The 15759-nt window shown below is 68.4% G+C and carries 16 protein-coding genes and 1 other RNA gene; 6 read left to right on the top strand and 11 right to left on the bottom strand.

What is annotated here, in order from left to right; genetic code table 11:
• Positions 1-32 precede the first annotated feature (32 nt).
• The 3 genes from L632_RS0106760 to L632_RS0106770 all read right to left on the bottom strand — a co-directional run bounded on the left by L632_RS0106760 (position 33) and on the right by L632_RS0106770 (position 1961).
• A complete protein-coding gene (locus tag L632_RS0106760; RefSeq protein WP_028712872.1) occupies positions 33-866 on the bottom strand; it encodes a 1-acyl-sn-glycerol-3-phosphate acyltransferase in 834 nt (277 codons plus the stop codon).
• Complete coding sequence (locus L632_RS0106765; protein WP_028712871.1) at positions 863-1642, bottom strand: GNAT family N-acetyltransferase; 780 nt, start codon at positions 1640-1642, stop codon at positions 863-865. Before L632_RS0106765 ends, L632_RS0106760 begins: the two co-directional genes overlap by 4 nt.
• A gap of 139 nt (positions 1643-1781) precedes the next feature.
• Positions 1782-1961, bottom strand: a complete 180-nt coding sequence (locus L632_RS0106770) for a DUF3553 domain-containing protein (RefSeq protein ID WP_028712870.1) — start codon at positions 1959-1961, stop codon at positions 1782-1784.
• 40 nt (positions 1962-2001) lie between these two features.
• Here L632_RS0106770 and L632_RS0106775 point away from each other — a divergent pair, with 40 nt between their 5' ends.
• Positions 2002-2658 carry a histidine phosphotransferase family protein gene (locus L632_RS0106775; RefSeq protein ID WP_028712869.1) on the top strand — a complete coding sequence of 219 codons (657 nt, stop codon included), beginning with the start codon at positions 2002-2004 and terminating at the stop codon, positions 2656-2658.
• Between the two features lie 3 nt (positions 2659-2661).
• Here L632_RS0106775 and L632_RS23455 read toward each other — a convergent pair whose 3' ends face one another.
• The 8 genes from L632_RS23455 to L632_RS0106810 all read right to left on the bottom strand — a co-directional run bounded on the left by L632_RS23455 (position 2662) and on the right by L632_RS0106810 (position 10322).
• Complete coding sequence (locus L632_RS23455) at positions 2662-3603, bottom strand: alpha/beta hydrolase (protein ID WP_051416227.1); 942 nt, start codon at positions 3601-3603, stop codon at positions 2662-2664.
• A complete protein-coding gene (locus L632_RS0106785) occupies positions 3603-4874 on the bottom strand; it encodes a glutamate-5-semialdehyde dehydrogenase (RefSeq protein ID WP_028712868.1) in 1272 nt (423 codons plus the stop codon). The genes L632_RS23455 and L632_RS0106785 overlap by 1 nt, the downstream gene beginning before the upstream one ends.
• A gap of 70 nt (positions 4875-4944) precedes the next feature.
• Positions 4945-5298, bottom strand: a transfer-messenger RNA (tmRNA) gene (ssrA, locus tag L632_RS23770).
• Between the two features lie 175 nt (positions 5299-5473).
• The gene (locus L632_RS0106790) at positions 5474-6526 is read right to left on the bottom strand and encodes a PotD/PotF family extracellular solute-binding protein (RefSeq protein ID WP_028712867.1); all 1053 of its coding nucleotides are present in this window, start codon (positions 6524-6526) and stop codon (positions 5474-5476) included.
• Between the two features lie 231 nt (positions 6527-6757).
• Complete coding sequence (locus tag L632_RS22175) at positions 6758-7549, bottom strand: YgcG family protein (RefSeq protein WP_232215688.1); 792 nt, start codon at positions 7547-7549, stop codon at positions 6758-6760.
• Positions 7550-7570: 21 nt separating this feature from the next.
• Positions 7571-8503: a polyphosphate kinase 2 gene (ppk2, locus tag L632_RS0106800; protein WP_156929467.1), complete on the bottom strand. Its 933-nt coding sequence runs from the start codon at positions 8501-8503 to the stop codon at positions 7571-7573.
• A gap of 2 nt (positions 8504-8505) precedes the next feature.
• Positions 8506-9432 carry a homoserine O-succinyltransferase gene (gene metA / locus L632_RS0106805; protein ID WP_028712865.1) on the bottom strand — a complete coding sequence of 309 codons (927 nt, stop codon included), beginning with the start codon at positions 9430-9432 and terminating at the stop codon, positions 8506-8508.
• A complete protein-coding gene (locus tag L632_RS0106810) occupies positions 9432-10322 on the bottom strand; it encodes a hypothetical protein (RefSeq protein WP_028712864.1) in 891 nt (296 codons plus the stop codon). Before L632_RS0106810 ends, metA begins: the two co-directional genes overlap by 1 nt.
• 271 nt (positions 10323-10593) lie before the next feature.
• Here L632_RS0106810 and L632_RS0106815 point away from each other — a divergent pair, with 271 nt between their 5' ends.
• The 5 genes from L632_RS0106815 (at position 10594) to L632_RS0106835 (ending at position 15756) form a co-directional block, all read left to right on the top strand.
• Complete coding sequence (locus L632_RS0106815; RefSeq protein ID WP_028712863.1) at positions 10594-11574, top strand: TerC family protein; 981 nt, start codon at positions 10594-10596, stop codon at positions 11572-11574.
• A gap of 225 nt (positions 11575-11799) precedes the next feature.
• Positions 11800-12969 (top strand): putative peptidoglycan glycosyltransferase FtsW, encoded by a 1170-nt coding sequence (locus L632_RS0106820; protein WP_028712862.1) that lies wholly within the window; start codon positions 11800-11802, stop codon positions 12967-12969.
• The gene (murG, locus tag L632_RS0106825; protein WP_028712861.1) at positions 12966-14069 is read left to right on the top strand and encodes an undecaprenyldiphospho-muramoylpentapeptide beta-N-acetylglucosaminyltransferase; all 1104 of its coding nucleotides are present in this window, start codon (positions 12966-12968) and stop codon (positions 14067-14069) included. Before L632_RS0106820 ends, murG begins: the two co-directional genes overlap by 4 nt.
• Complete coding sequence (gene murC / locus L632_RS0106830; protein ID WP_028712860.1) at positions 14066-15493, top strand: UDP-N-acetylmuramate--L-alanine ligase; 1428 nt, start codon at positions 14066-14068, stop codon at positions 15491-15493. Before murG ends, murC begins: the two co-directional genes overlap by 4 nt.
• Positions 15490-15756, top strand: a complete 267-nt coding sequence (locus L632_RS0106835; protein ID WP_028712859.1) for a DUF2484 family protein — start codon at positions 15490-15492, stop codon at positions 15754-15756. Before murC ends, L632_RS0106835 begins: the two co-directional genes overlap by 4 nt.
• Positions 15757-15759 lie beyond the last annotated feature (3 nt).

Raw genomic sequence — 15759 nt, forward strand, 5'->3', positions numbered from 1 at the left:
TCGCATGGCGGTCGGCCTTGAAGCGCTGCCGCTCAATCCTGCGAAAAACCTTCGCGAATCTCGGTCTCGGCCCTGATCGCCAGCGTCTTGCGCGTCTCGCCCGCCACCGGGATCGGCGCGTGCAGCCGCACGGTCACCGAGCCCTGCGGATATTGCGCCAGCACCGCCAGCAGATGCGGCCCCAGATCCATGTCGCCCCACCAGCCGTAGAATCGCGGGTCGCGGCTTTCCGGCGCATGGTAATGTGCGCTCATCGGCTGGATCGCCAGCCCTTCGGGCAGGGCCGGGTCGAGGAAGCCCTGGAACAGCGTCGGCTTGAAGGGCAGCACCCGGCAGCCGTCGCTGCTGGTGCCCTCGGGAAAGAACAGCAGCCGATGGCCGGCGCGGGTGCGCTCGGCGAATTCCTCGGCCTGGGCGCGGGCCAGGCGGGGGTCGCGGGCGACGAAATGCGTGTCAGTCACGCGGGTCAGGATGTTGATGCCCGGCCAGCCCGCCACCTCGGATTTCGAGACGAAGAACACAGGCATCGCCGCATTCAGCACGAAGATGTCGAGCCAGCTGGAATGGTTCGCCACCGCCGCCCCGGGGCCGCGCATCGGCCGGCCGATGCAGCGCCATCGCAGTCCCATGATCCACAGGCAGAGGCGGCAGACGATCTGCACATGCGGCCCGGTGACGGGCCGGCGCGGGCCGGTGAACAGCCGCTCGGCCAGGCGCAGCGGCAGGATCAGCAGCACGCCGAGCGCCAGAACCAGCACGATGCCGCCGCCGCGCAGCAGGACCAGCAGCCAGCCCAATGCGCCGGGGCGCGGGATGGCGGGCGGCGGCACTTCGTCCCGCCAGGTGGCGCGGGCGCCCCCGCTCATTGCCCCTGCCGGGTTTCGTAGAACTTGCGGTGCTTTTCCGACATGGCCTTGGTATCGACCAGCAGGAACACGTCGGTGGTGTTGAAGGCGCGGTCCAGCCAGGCGCCTTCGCCGACCATGCCGCCCAGCCGCAGATAGGCCTTGATCAGCGCCGGCATGCCGGTCATGGCGGCGCGGCGGTCCAGCTGCCCGGGCGGGATCAGGTCCATGCGGCGATAGCCGTCGGGACGGGCGCGGGGACGGATCGCCTCGGGCGCGAGGTGATGATGGTGGAGCCAGCTGAGCGGCTGGGCCAGCGCCTGCACGTCGGTGCCGTGGAACGAGGCGACGCCGAACAGGATCTCGATGCCGCGCGCCAGCACGTAATCGGCCAGGGCGTTCCACATCAGGAACATGCCCGAGCCGCCGCGATAGGCCGGATCGACGCAGGACCGGCCCAGCTCCAGCAGCGACCGCCCCGAGGCGCGCAGCGGCGCGAGGTCGTATTCGCTGTCGCAATAGAAGCGGCCGAACGCCTCGGCCCGGTCGCCCGGCAGCAGGCGATAGACGCCGACCACATGGTCCAGCGCCTCGCGCGAGCGGCGATTGTCCACCAGCACCAGATGATCGACGACCGGATCGAACTCGTCGCGCTCGAACCGGGACTGATGATCGACCAGCGGCCCGTCGCCGCCCAGCTCCTCGACGAAGACGCGATAGCGCAGGCGCTGCGCCGCCAGAAGGTCGGTCTCGTCCGTGGCAAGACGGGTCGCGAAATAGGACGTCTCTGGCGTCATCGTTACGGCCTTGGAACCCGGGCTGATGGTCTCTGGCCCCGTGTCTAGGCGGGGGGGCGCGACATTGCAACCGCTGGCGCGTCGCGCGATTCAACGGCGATTGACTAACGCAAAAGTTGAATTACTCTGCACGTATCGCTTAATGGGGCTCGGTTGTGACCAGTTCAAGCTCGATATGCCTGCCGTTCACCACCTGCTTTCCGGCATTGGTGAAATTGATGGTGATGCGATCCCCGATGCGCGACTGGACCTGTCCGGTGCCCCATTCGGGGGCGCCGGGATGGCGCACGATCATGCCGGGTTCCAGGATTTCATTCATCTCACGCCCTTTCCCGAGGAAACATGCAGGCTAGCCTTTCATGGACGATCTGACAATCCGCCGCCCGCCCGATGCATCCGCGGCGATCCCGCCCGAGCGTCTTGCAGCGCTGGTCGGCTCGCGGCTCTGCCACGACATCGTCTCGCCGCTGGGCGCCATCGGCAACGGGCTGGAGCTCTTGCAGCTGTCCGGCGCCTGGCCGGGCATCGGCAAGAGCGCCGAGATGCAGCTGATGGCGGAAAGCGTCGAGGCGGCCCGGGCGCGGGTGCGCTGGTTCCGCATGGCCTTCGGCCAAGCCGCGCCCGACCAGCGGCTGAGCCTGGCCGAGCTGGCGGCGCTGCTTGCCGATGTCGAGCGGGGCGGGCGCATCCGCGTCCGGCTGGAAGCCGAGGGCGACCTGCCGCGCGCCGAGGGCCGCATGATCCTGCTGGCGCTGATGTGTTTCGAGACCGCGATGCCCTGGGGCGGCGGCGTGCTGGTCTGCCGCGGCGCCAGCGGCTGGCGGCTGGTGGCCGAATGCAGCCGCACCAAGCCCGATCCGGCGCTGTGGTCCTGGCTCGATGCCGCCCCCGGGCGCGAGCGGCCCGAGCCCGCCGCCTCGGAGGTGCATTTTCCGCTGCTTGCCGGTTTCGCCCGTGCCGCCGGCCGGCCCCTCGCTTGGGAGCTGGACGAGACGGGCGGCGAGATCGCGTTCTGAGCGTCAGATCCCGCCGGACTTCAGCGCCCGGTCCAGCCGTCGCGCCAGCGCCGGCGGGACAGCCTCGACGCTGTCGAGCAGTTCGGACAGCAGTGCGACCGCCAGCTCCTCGCCCCGTTCCAGCAGGATCAGCCCCGCCTCCAGGCGGATGCGCGGGGTGGCACCGGCCGCCAGCGCCCGCAATTCGCGCAGCGCGCGGGCGGGATGTCGGGTCAGGGCGGCAGCCGCCAGGTTCAGCCGGTAGAGCTCGGCCCGGGGCCGTGCGGCACGATGCATCTGCCGGACCAGCGCCGCGTCCAGCCGGTCCTGCACCACCATCTCGGCGATGCGGCCGGTGCCGCCCGTCGCGCCGATCACCCCGGTCGCCGGATGGCCGCCGAAGGGCAGGGCGATGGGCGTCAGATGCGGAAACCCGGCCCGGATCAGCGCCGCATGGGCACGGTCGGCGCGGATGGCCGGATCATAGATCAGCGCGCCGCGCGCGCCGCGATTGCCCAGCGTCTCGGGCCGCGGCATGGGCCGGCCGATGCGGGCGAATTTCGCATGGCGGTCGGGATCGAAGGGCGCCACCGCCGGGTCGATGCAATATTGCGGCGAGACCGCCATGATCCGGTCGGCATGGCAGGCGGCGGAATAGAGCAGCGCCGCATAGCCGCCCATCGAGAATCCGGTCACAATGACCTCGGCATAGTTCCGGGTCGCCTCTCGCAGCGCCCCGGCCAGCGCGGCGTCGCGGTCCGGGACGAACCAGTCGCGCCGCGCCGTCTGCACCACCAGCGCGTCGATCCCCAGCCTTTCGGCGTGGCGCGGCGCGGCGGCGGGCGCGAAGCCCGCCATGCGGTCCCGGCCATGTTCGAAGCCGACCACGGCGCGGCGCCCGTCGCCGGCGCCGCGGAACAGCGTGATGCGGTGGCGGTCGTCCTGGTGCAGCTGTTCGGCCCGCATCAGGGGCGGATGGTGCCGTCGCCGGTGACCAGATACTTGAAGCTGGTCAGCTGCTCGGCGCCGACCGGCCCGCGCGCATGCATCTTGCCGGTGGCGATGCCGATCTCGCCCCCCATGCCGAACTCGCCGCCATCGGCGAATTGCGTCGAGGCGTTGCGCATCAGGATGGCGCTGTCGAGCCCCTTGAAGAAGCGTTCGGCGGTGGCGTCGTTCTCGGTCAGGATCGATTCGGTATGGCCCGAGCCGTAGCGGCGGATATGGGCGATCGCCTCCTCGACGCCGTCGACCAGCCTGACGGCGATGATCTTGTCCAGGAACTCTTGCCCGAAATCCGAGGGCTCGGCCGGGACCGTGCCGGGCACCTTGGCCAATTCGCCCTCGGCCCGCACCTCGACGCCGGCATCCAGCAGGTCCTGCACCAGCACGGGGCCGTGCTTGGTGTAGAACTGCCAGTCGATCAGCAGGCATTCGGCGGCGCCGCAGATGCCGGTGCGCCGGGTCTTGGCGTTCAGCACCACGCGGCGCGCCTTTTCCAGGTCGGCGTCGCGGTCGGCATAGACATGGCAGATGCCCTCCAGATGGGCAAAGACCGGCACGCGGGCCTCTCTCTGCACCAGCCCGACCAGGCCCTTGCCGCCGCGCGGCACGATGACGTCGATGAATTCCTGCGCCCGCAGCATGGCGGCGACGGCCTCGCGGTCGCGGGTCGGGACCATCTGGATCGCCGCCTCGGGCAGCCCGGCCTGCTTCAGGCCCGCGACCAGCGCCTCGTGGATGGCGGTCGAACTTTCCAGGCTTTCCGAGCCGCCGCGCAGGATCACCGCATTGCCGGCCTTCAGCGCCAGCGCCGCGGCATCTGCGGTGACATTGGGCCGGCTTTCGTAGATCACGCCGATCACGCCCAGCGGCGTCGCGACGCGCCGGATGTTGAGCCCGTTCGGCCGGTCCCATTCCGCCAGCACCTTGCCGACCGGATCCTCTTGCGCCGCGACCGAGCGCAGCCCCTCGGCCATGGCGCGAATGCGCGCTGGGTCGAGCTTCAGCCGGTCCAGCATGGCGGGGGAAAGGCCCTTTTCCTCGGCATGGTGCATGTCGAGGATATTGGCGTCGAGGATCGCGTCCTCGGCCTTGAGGATCGCCTCGGCGGTGCCGATCAGCGCGGCATGCTTGCGCTCGGGCGAGGCCTCGGCCAGCACGGCGGCGGCGGCGCGGGCCTTTTGCCCCAGATCCGCGATCAGCGCATCGGCCTCGGAAGTGGTCAGGTCTTTCATGGCGGCATTCCCTTGCATGAGGCCTGAGATAGGCCCGGGCGCGCCGAAAAACCAGAGAGGAAAGGGGGAAGGTGCAGGATTCTGTTGCCAGGCTCCTGCGGGCCCCGCCTTACGCTGCTAGGCGGAAGGGCTTAGGTTTCGGTTACCCGAGCTGCTTACGCAGCCAGAGCCACCGGAGCACGGTTGTCGTTGGCAACTGTACATTTTGCACCGATGACGGTGGTAGCTCACCGAGACAAAGCAAACAGCTTTAGACGTTCGTCGATCCTGTTTCGGCCCCATGTGCCCCCAACGAGGGATGATGGTGGAGCCGCCGGGTACCGCCCCCGGGTCCGATCCGCTTATTACCTGCGCGTTTATGTCCATAGTCCGGGCGAACCCGGACCCCACGAATATAGGCGCCGCCATTCCGGCACGCAAGGGAGGGGAACGCCGTTCCCCTCTTGTCCCGCTGCGCGGGCCAATTCACCCCTTGGAGTATTTGCAAAACGGAGAAAGCCGGGGCGCGGTGCCCGGCCTTCTTCGTTCCTTGAATACTCATTCAGCCGCTTCGCCGGCGAAACGCCCCGCCGAGGGGCGGGGCGCTGCAAGAGAAGGCGTCAGAAGCCGGCCTTGATCTTTTCGAATTCCTGCAGCTGGCGCTCGCGCTGCTGCGGGTCGTTCGGGGTCTGGGCCAGGATCGGGGCGTCCACGGGCGACAGCCCTTCCTGCACCGCCGGCTCGTCCTTGATCGTCTCCATGGCGACGGTCGAGGTATGGCCGTAGCCGATCGTGTCGAGGAGGCCCTTGGCCGATTCGGGCGCGAGCCAGGCGTTGATGAAATCGTAGGCCTTGTCCTCGTTGCCCGGGCCGTTCTTGAGGTTGATGAAGCCGCAGAAGAAGGTCGAGCTGCCCTCCTTGGCCGCGCGCTGGAAGCCGACCGGGAAGCCGTCGTTTTCCAGCAGCACCACGCCGTCGTTCCACGACCAGGCCACGTCTACCGCGCCCGAGGCCATCAGCTGCGCCTGCTCGGCCGGGTCGGCCCAATAGGCCGCGACGTTCTGATGCGCCTGGCGCAGCCAGTCGGCGGCGGCGGCGAACTGCTCATCCGTGACCTCGGTCCAGTCGGTGGTGCCGGTGGCCAGATAGGCCAGCGCCCAGACATCGTCGGCCGAATCGGGCAGCGAGGTGCGGCCCTGGTATTTCGGGTCGATGAAGATGTTCAGGCTGGCGACATCTTCGGCCGGCACGGTTTCGGTATTGTAGGCGACGGCGGTGGCGCCCCAGTCGGTCGGGATGTACCAGACGCCCTCGTCGTCCTTGAAGATTTCCGAATCGAGGAATTCCGGGTCGAGGGTTTCGAAGGCCGGGATCTTCGAGACATCCCAGGGCTCGATCAGCCCGGCGTCGCGGTATTTCGACACCATCTGCGAGCAGGGATGCGCCACGTCCGCCTTGAAGCCCGAGGCGAGCTTCTGATAGGCCTCGTCGTCATCGCCGTAGAAGGCGAAGGTCGGGCCGGTGCCGTGCTTGTCGATATAGCCCTGGAAGATCACCGGTTCCTCGAACCCGGCCCAGTCGAAGACCGTGAGTTCGGGGTCGGCGGCCCAGGCGGCCGTCAGGCTGGTGCTGGCAAGTGCGAGCGCCAGGGCGGGGAAGCGGAGAGGTTTCATGTCGGAGCTTTCGTTGAGGCAGTCTGGCACGACGCTAGCCGCCCCGCGGCGACCTCGCAAGCGCGCCCGCGCCTACCAGCGCCCCGATGCGCCGCCGCCGCGCGACGAGCCGCCGCCGAAGCCCGAGGCGCCCCGCGAGGCGCGATAGCCGGGCGTCGGCTCGCTGCGCAGCACCGTGCCGGTCGGCCCATGCCAGACGGTCTGCGGGCGGAGGCGTTGCCGGCTGTCGGACTAGCCGCAAGCCGGGCAGCGTCGCGTGACATTGTCATGCGAGACCATGTAGCCGCCCTCGGGCAGCGGGGTTTCCAGCGGCGCGACCTGCGTCTCGAGGCCGCGACGGCCGCATTGCGGGCAGCGGTTGCGCCGCCAGGCCTGCCGCGCGATGGCGCCGAGGATCAGCAGCCAGGCGCCGCCGAAGAGGAAGGGGATGATCCTGTCCATCAGCCCGCGTTCGGGCGCCCCGGCCGGCTGGCCCGCCGCGACCGGCCGGGCGATCAGCTCGATCACCGCCAGCGTGCCGTCGCGGATGCCCTGCGACATCCGGCCGTCGCGAAAGGCGGGCAGCATGGTGTTGCGCATGATCTCCTGCGGCAGGATGTCGGCGTCGTTCTCGTAGCCGCGGCCGAGTTCGATCCGCGCCTCGCGGTCTCCGGCCAGCACCAGGACCATGAAGCCGTCGCTGCGCGCGGCGTCGCCCACGCCCCAATGGTTGAAAAGCCGGGTGGTGAAGGGCTCCAGCCCGTCGGTCCCGCCGTAGCGCGCCCGGTCGGCCAGCGTGACGACCGTGCCCTCGATGCCGGCCTGGTCCCGGAGCGTGCTCAGCGCCGCGTCGACGGTCTGGGCATCCTCGGGCGTGAGCAGCCCGGCGAAATCGTTGATGCGCAGGTGCTGCCAGTCGGGCAGGGTCTGCGCATGGGCCGGGGCCAGCAGCGCCAGCCAGAGGAGCGCGGACAGCCATGCCGCCGCCCGGATGGCGCGCTGCGGGATCTTGGCGGGCGGGGCGGTCCTGAACGGGCTATCCATCGTCGCTTCTCGTCTTGCGCCCTATCCCGGCAGGATCTCGGGGCCGCCGGTGATCTGCGGGTCGGGCTGGCCTATCACCTCGTCGTCGCGGCCGGCGAAATCGACCGCGCGCAGGATGGTCTGGATGGCGGCGATCCGCGCCCGCCTCTTGTCGTCGGCGCGGATCACCGTCCAGGGCGCGATGCCGGAATGGCTGCGCAGCAGCGTGTCGCGGATCGCGGCGCTGTAATCGTCCCATTTCGCCAGCCCGTCCACGTCGATCGCGCTGAGCTTCCATTGCTTCAGCGGATCGCGCTCGCGGTCGAGGAAACGCTGGAGCTGCTCGGGCCGGCCCACCTCCAGCCACAGCTTGACCAGGATCACCCCGTCGTCGGCCAGCATGGTCTCGAAGGGCGGCAATTGCCGGAAGAAGGTCTCGCGCTGCGCGTCGGTGCAGAAGCCGAAGACCTTCTCGACCACGCCGCGATTATACCAGCTGCGGTCGAAGAGCGCGATCTCGCCGCGCGCGGGCAGCCAGTCGACATAGCGCTGGAAATACCATTCCCCGGCCTCGCGCTCGCTGGGCTTGGGCAGGGCGACGATATAGGCCGAACGCGGGTTGAGGTTCTCGCGCACCCGCTCGATGGTGCCGCCCTTTCCGGCGGCGTCGCGGCCCTCGAACAGCACCACCATGCGCTTGCCGGTATGGATCACGTCGCGCATCAGCCGCACCAGCTGCAACTGCAGCCCGGCCATGCGCTCGTCGTAATCCTTGCCCTTCATCTCCTCGGGATAGGGATAGGAGGGGTCGAGGATGCGGCCCTTTTCCGCCGCCTTCACGGCCTTGCGCAATGCCTCGGGCGCCTGCTTTTCCAGGTAGCGGGTGATGGCGCCCACGAAGGGCAGGTCGGGCAGCGATTTCGGCGCCCCGGTCCCGTCCTTCCCATCCTTCCAGCCATTGCCGTTCTTGCCCATGCCTATGCCTCGCCGATGCGGTTCAGGTCGAAGGGGGTGGTCTGGTAGATCTCGTTGATCCAGTTGCCATAGAGCAGATGCGCATGGCTGCGCCAGCGGTTCGTCGGCGTCTGGCCGGGATCGTCGTCCGGGTAGTAGTTCACCGGCACGTTGATCGGCTTGCCCGAGACCACGTCGCGGTCGTATTCGTCCTTCAGCGTCGTGCTGTCATATTCGAAATGGTTGAAGACATAGAGCGCGCGGTGGCCGGCATCCTCGATCAGGCAGGGCCCGACCTGGTCCGAGGCGATCAGCGTCCGCAGCGCCGGGATGGCGTCCACCTCGTCCTGGCGCACCTCGGTCCAGCGGCTGACCGGGACCAGCACGTCGTCCGAGAAGCCGCGCAGATAGGGCGAGGCGGGGGCGAGGTTGCGGTGGCGGAAGCAGCCGAAGGCCTTGTGGTCCAGCATGTGCTTTTCGAGGCGATGGAAATGCCAGGCCATCGCCATGCCGCCCCAGCAGACGCCGAAGGTGGAATGCACATGGCTTTGCGTCCATTCGAAGACGCGGGTGATCTCGTCCCAATAGGTCACCTGCTCGAAGGGCAGGTGCTCGATGGGCGCGCCGGTGATGATCAGCCCGTCGAACTTCTCGCCCGTCTCCTCGACCTCGCAGAAGCGGCGGTAGAAGCTTTCCATGTGGTCGGCCGCCGTGTTGCGGCTTTCGTGGTCCGACATGCGGATCAGCTGGAAGTCGATCTGCAGGGGCGTGGCGCCGATCAGCCGGGCGAACTGGTTCTCGGTCTGGATCTTCTTGGGCATCAGGTTCAGAAGCCCGATGCGCAGCGGCCGGATGTCCTGCATCGCCGCCCGGCCCGGCGACATGACCATGACGCCTTCGTTCGACAGGATGTCAAAGGCGGGCAGGTCATTGGGCAGGGTGATGGGCATCATGCGTCCTTTCTGTCGGTCTTTTCTTCGGGGGCCCGCCTGTCGATCGCCTGGCCGACCAGGCGGAGCAGGTCGTCGGGGCTTTTCACCTGCGCCACCTCCTCGGCCAGCAGGGTCACGCCGCGCCGCGCCATGGCTTCGTAGCGCGGCTGCCGGTGGGCCAGCGCCCGGGCATAGGTCCAGCGGATGAAGTCGTCGGGATTGACCTGCTCCTCGGTCAGGCCCTTTTCCACGCGATAGTCGGTCCAGGCGCGGTCGAGGAAGTCCGGCTGGTAATACATCGGTTTCGGCGCGCGGTCGAAGCGGCGCACCAGCTCCTCGGTATGTTCGGCCGAGCCCTTGATCCAGACCAGCAGCAGGTCGCGTTCCAGCGCGTCCAGCACCGGGTCGCTTTCGGCCCAGGGGTCCACCACCTCGCAGACCGAGCCGCCGGAATCGCAGACGAAATTCCCCAGATTGTAGATCTCTTGCGCGCGGCGGATGAAGTGGCCGGTATCCAGCAGCGCCGCGATCTCGGCCATGCGGTGCTGGTCCTGGCGGCGCATGTATTCGTCGAATTCCAGCCCGCCGCGGGTCACGCTGCCGGGCTTGCCCAGATAGGTGGACAGCGGCGCCAGGTTCTCGAAGGTGATGTTGCTGGCGATATAGACCGAATCCGACAGCAGCAGCTCGCGCAGGAAGGGCACCTTCATCGCCTCGCGCTTGAAGTTGTCGGCGATCAGCTCGCCCATGTAGCGGGTGCCGATGCGGTAATCGACCGAATAGTGGAACCATTCCCCCGAGCCGCGCAGCATCGAGGCGAGGAAGGTCTTGCCCAGCCCCGACATGCCGAAGAACAGCACGCGCTTGCGGGGTGCGGCCAGCCATTCGGCTTGGGTCTTGTAGAGCATGGGCGATCCTTTTGCGGGGCTTGGCGATAGTTAGTCCTGCGCAGGGCCAAGGAAAAGGGGTGGCTGTCCCCGCCCCTCGGCCCGCAGCCCGGAAAAGCGGCCGGCCAGCCCTTGCATCCCGACCCCGAGCCCCTATCTGGGACGGGCGGACCGGGCCCCTCTGACGACGCATGTCGTGATGTCGGACCGCATCGAGCCTTGCTCGGTGCCAGCCCGGAACCCATTCCTCGCCAAGGCTTCGCACCGGCATTCGTCCAATGCGGAGTCTGACATGGAACCTTTCTACCTGACCCTCTTTCTCGGCACGCCGATCTGGCTGTGGCTGGTCTTCTTCGGCCTCGTCGCGGCGCTGCTGGCCTTCGATCTTGGCGTGCTGAATCGCGGCGACAAGGAAATCGGCGTGACTGAAAGCCTCAAGCTTTCGGCCTTCTACATCACTCTGGGCGTGCTGTTCGGCGGTTTCGTCTGGTATCAGCTGGGCAGCAATGCCGCCGCAGAATACATGACCGCCTTCGTGGTCGAAAAGACGCTGGCGATGGACAATGTCTTCGTCATCGCGCTGATCTTCGCCACGCTGTCGATCCCGCGCCGCTACCAGCACCGGGTGCTGTTCTGGGGCATCCTGGGCGTGATCGTGCTGCGCGGCATCATGATCGGCGTCGGCGCGACGCTGGTCGCGCAATATGGCTGGATCCTCTATATCTTCGCCGGCTTCCTGATCCTGACCGGCATCAAGATGCTGTTCATCGGCGACAAGGAGCATGACATGGGATCGAACCCCATCCTGGCCTTCCTGCGCCGCCGGATGCGGCTGACCGACGAACTGCACGGCCATGCCTTCGTCGTGAAGAGGTCCGACCCCGCGACCGGCCGCATCCGCCGTTACGCCACGCCGCTGCTGCTGGCCCTGGTGATGATCGAGATCGCCGACGTGATCTTTGCGGTGGATTCGGTGCCGGCGGTCTTTGCCATCACCATCGACCCCTATATCGTCTATACCTCGAACATCTTCGCCATCCTGGGCCTGCGCGCGCTGTTCTTCGCGCTGGCGGCGATCATCCACCGCTTCGAATATCTCAAGCAGGCGCTGGCGGTGCTGCTGATCTTCATCGGCTCCAAGGTGTTCCTGGCCGATCTGATGGGGCTGGCGAAATTCCCGCCCGCGGTCTCGCTGGGCATCACCTTCGCCATCCTCGGCGCCGGCGTCGGCTGGTCGCTGTGGCGCACCCGCAAGGACGCGGCGCAGGCCTGAGCGCCAAACCCGCGGCGCCGCGCCCGGCCGTGCGGTAGCCGTGGGTATTTGAGAAACAGAGAAAGCGGGGAGGCGGGGTGCGAGACCCGGCCGTCTCCGTGCGATGTGATCCGGGTTGCCGCAGCGTTAACCAATCCGCAGTAGCGCCTCGGGTTCAATCGCGCTATGCTGCCGCTCAGACCCGGAAAACGGGCGATGCAAACGAGGCAGTGACGGCGGTAACCCATGACCGAGATGGTCTTTGGCACCACGCCCGTGCGGGCAGGTGATCCGATTCTTCCACGCTGGTGGCGCACGCTGGACCGATGGTCCCTGGCCTGCGTGCTGGGACTGTTCGCGGTCGGGCTTCTTCTGGGACTGGCGGCTTCGGTGCCGCTGGCCGAAAAGAACGGCCTGCCGCAATTCTACTACGTCAGCCGCCAGGCGGTCTTCGGCGCCATGGCGCTGGGGGTGATGCTGGTGATCTCGACCTTCTCGCCCCGGCAGGTGCGGCGCATCGGGGTGCTGGGCTTTCTGGTGGCGCTGCTGATCCTGGCGATACTGCCCTTCGTCGGCACCGATTTCGGCAAGGGCGCGGTGCGCTGGCTGCGGCTGCCCGGCGGCATGTCGGTCCAGCCCTCGGAGTTCCTCAAGCCCTGTTTCGTCGCCATCTGCGCCTGGTTCATGGCCGCAAGCCAGGAGGTCGGCGGCCCGCCCGGCAAGTCCTTCTCGTTCGGGCTGGCGGTGATCGTGGTGCTGCTTCTGGCGATGCAGCCCGATTTCGGCCAGGCCTCGCTGGTGCTGTTTTCCTGGTGCGTGATGTATTTCATCGCCGGCGCGCCGCTTTACCTTCTGGGGGGGGTGATGGGGCTGGCCTGCGTCGGCGGCATCTTCGCCTATGGCGCCTCGGAACATTTCGCGCGCCGCATCAACGGCTTCCTCGCGGCCGAGGTCGATCCGCGCACCCAGCTCGGCTATGCCACCAACGCCATCCAGGAGGGCGGCTTCTTCGGCGTCGGCGTCGGCGAGGGCTCGGTCAAGTGGTCGCTGCCGGACGCGCATACCGATTTCATCATCGCGGTGGCGGCCGAGGAATACGGGCTGATCCTGGTCCTCATCATCATCGCGCTTTATTCTACCATCGTCATCCGCTCGCTCCTGCGGCTGCAGGACGAACGCGATCCCTTCGTGCGCATCGCCGGCACCGGGCTGGCCTGCGCCTTCGGCGTGCAGGCGCTGATCAACATGGGCGTGGCGGTGCGGCTTCTGCCGGCCAAGGGCATGACGCTGCCCTTCGTCAGCTATGGCGGCTCGTCGGTGATCGCCTCGGGCATCGCCATGGGGATGCTTCTGGCGCTGACCCGATCGCGCCCGCAGGGCCGCATCGGCGACGTGCTGGGCCGGGGTCGGGGATGAGCGTTCCTCAGGCCCAGCGGCGGCTTTGCCTGATCGCCGCCGGCGGCACCGGCGGGCACATGTTCCCGGCGCAGTCGCTGACCGAGGTGTTGCTGGCCCAAGGCTGGCGCGTGAAGCTGTCCACCGACGAACGGGGCGCCCGCTATGCCGGCGCCTTCCCGGCCGAGGTCGCGCGCGAGGTGGTCAGCTCCGCCACCACCGCGCGCGGCGGTGCGCTGGCCAGACTCGCCGTGCCCTTCCGCATCGCTGCGGGCGTGCTTTCGGCCATGCGCCGGATGCGGACCGACCGTCCGGCCGTGGTGGTGGGCTTCGGCGGCTATCCGACCATTCCCGCCATGTCGGCGGCGCTGGCGCTGAAGATCCCGCGCATGATCCACGAGCAGAACGGCATCATGGGCCGGGTCAATATGGCTTTCGCCCGCCGGGTGGACCGCGTTGCCTGCGGCACCTGGCCGACCGCGCTGCCGCCGGGCGTGCAGGGCATCCATACCGGCAACCCGGTGCGGCAGGCAGTGCTGGACCGCGCCGCCGCGCCCTATCTGCCGCCCTCCTCGGACGGGCCGGTGAACCTCTTGGTCATCGGCGGCAGCCAGGGCGCGCGCGTGCTTTCCGATGTGGTGCCCCAGGCCGTCGCCGGCCTGCCCGAGGAGCTGCGCGCCCGCCTGTCGGTCAGTCACCAGGCCCGGGCCGAGGATGCCGAGCGGGTGACCGCCGCCTATGCCGCGGCCGGCATCGACGCCGTGGTGCGGCCCTTCTTCGACGACGTGCCGCAGCGGCTGGCGCAGGCGCAGCTGGTGGTCAGTCGGGCGGGGGCATCGTCCATCGCCGACATCACCGTGATCGGCCGTCCGGCCATCCTGATCCCCTATGCCGCCGCCACCGGCGACCACCAGACCGCCAATGCGCGTGCCCTTGCGGAATCCGGTGCCGCTGTCGTCCTGCCCGAATCCGTGCTTGACGCCGAGAGCCTCAGGCGCGACATGCGGGACATCCTTTCCGACAGCGCCCGCGCCACCGCCATGGCAGCCGCGGCGCTGTCGCTGGGCCGCCCCGATGCGGCGCAGCGCCTTGCAGAACTAGTGACGGAACTGACCCGATGAACGCAGCGACCAAACTCCCGGGCGAACTGGGCCCCATCCATTTCGTCGGCATCGGCGGCATCGGCATGTCCGGTATCGCCGAGGTGCTGATGACGCTGGGCTACCAGGTGCAGGGTTCGGACGCGAAACGCTCCAAGATCACCGACCGGCTGGAAAGCCTGGGCGCCACCGTCTTCGAAGGCCAGCGTGCCGAGAATATCGGCGAGGCCGGGGTGGTGGTGATCTCGACCGCCATCAAGAAGGGCAATCCCGAGCTTGAGGAGGCGCGCCGTCGCGGCTTGCCCGTGGTGCGCCGGGCCGAGATGCTGGCCGAGCTGATGCGGCTGAAATCCAACGTCGCCATCGCCGGCACCCATGGCAAGACCACGACCACCACCATGGTCGCGACGCTGCTGGACGCGGGCGGCTTCGATCCGACCGTGATCAACGGCGGCGTCATCCACGCTTACGGCTCGAACGCCCGCGCCGGCGCCGGCGAGTGGATGGTGGTCGAGGCGGACGAGAGCGACGGCAGCTTCAACCGCCTGCCCGCCACCATCGCCATCGTCACCAATATCGACCCCGAGCATATGGAGCACTGGGGCAGCTTCGACGCGCTGCGCAAGGGCTTCCAGGATTTCGTCTCGAACATCCCCTTTTACGGGCTCGCCGTCTGCTGCACCGACCACCCCGAGGTGCAGGCACTGGTCGGCAAGCTGACCGATCGCCGCGTGGCGACCTTCGGCTTCAACGCCCAGGCCGACGTGCGGGCCGTGAACCTGCGCTATGAGAACGGCGTGGCGCATTTCGACATCGCGCTGCAAGGCGAGGCCGAGCTGAACGACGGCGAGGTGCCGGTGATCGAGGGCTGCAGCCTGCCGATGCCGGGCGACCACAATGTCAGCAATGCGCTGGCCGCCGTGGCCGTCGCCCGCCACCTGGGCATGAAGCGCGCCCAGATCCGCGAGGCGCTGGCGCGCTTCGGCGGGGTCAGCCGCCGCTTCACCCGTGTGGGCGAGGTGAACGGGGTGACCATCATCGACGATTACGGCCATCACCCGGTCGAGATCGCGGCGGTGCTGAAGGCAGCCCGGCAGGCCACCAAGGGCCGGGTGATCGCCGTGCATCAGCCGCATCGCTACAGCCGGCTGTCGAGCCTGTTCGACGATTTCTGCACCTGTTTCAACGAGGCCGATGTCGTCGCCATCGCCGAGGTCTATTCGGCCGGTGAAGAGCCGATCCCCGGCGCCTCGCGCGACGATCTGGTCGCCGGGCTGATCGCCCACGGCCACCGCCACGCCCGCGCGGTGATGGACGAGGGCGACCTGGAACGGCTGGTGCGCGAGCAGGCGCGGCCGGGCGACATGGTGGTCTGTCTGGGTGCCGGCACCATCTCGACCTGGGCCAACAACCTGCCTGAGCGGCTGACGGAGAAAGCCGCGTGATCGCGCTGGCGAGCCATCCCGCCACGGCGGCGTTCTGCGCGGTGCTCTGGGGCATCGCGGCCTGCCTTCTGCCCTTCGTGCGGCTGCGCTGGCGTCATTCGGCGCTCTGGGCGCTGGTGCTGTGCGGCGTGCCGGTGCTGGGCTGGCTGACCTATCTGTGCGGTCCCGGCTTCGGCGTGCTGTTCCTTTCCCTTGGCCTGTCCCTGCTGGTCTGGCCGCCTTTCGACCCGCGTCGCCGCCGGCGCCGGCACGGCGCGCATTGAGCC

Origin of the sequence: Paracoccus sp. J39 (genome assembly GCF_000518925.1) — a bacterium.
In the GTDB taxonomy this organism is placed as follows: Bacteria; Pseudomonadota; Alphaproteobacteria; order Rhodobacterales; family Rhodobacteraceae; genus Paracoccus.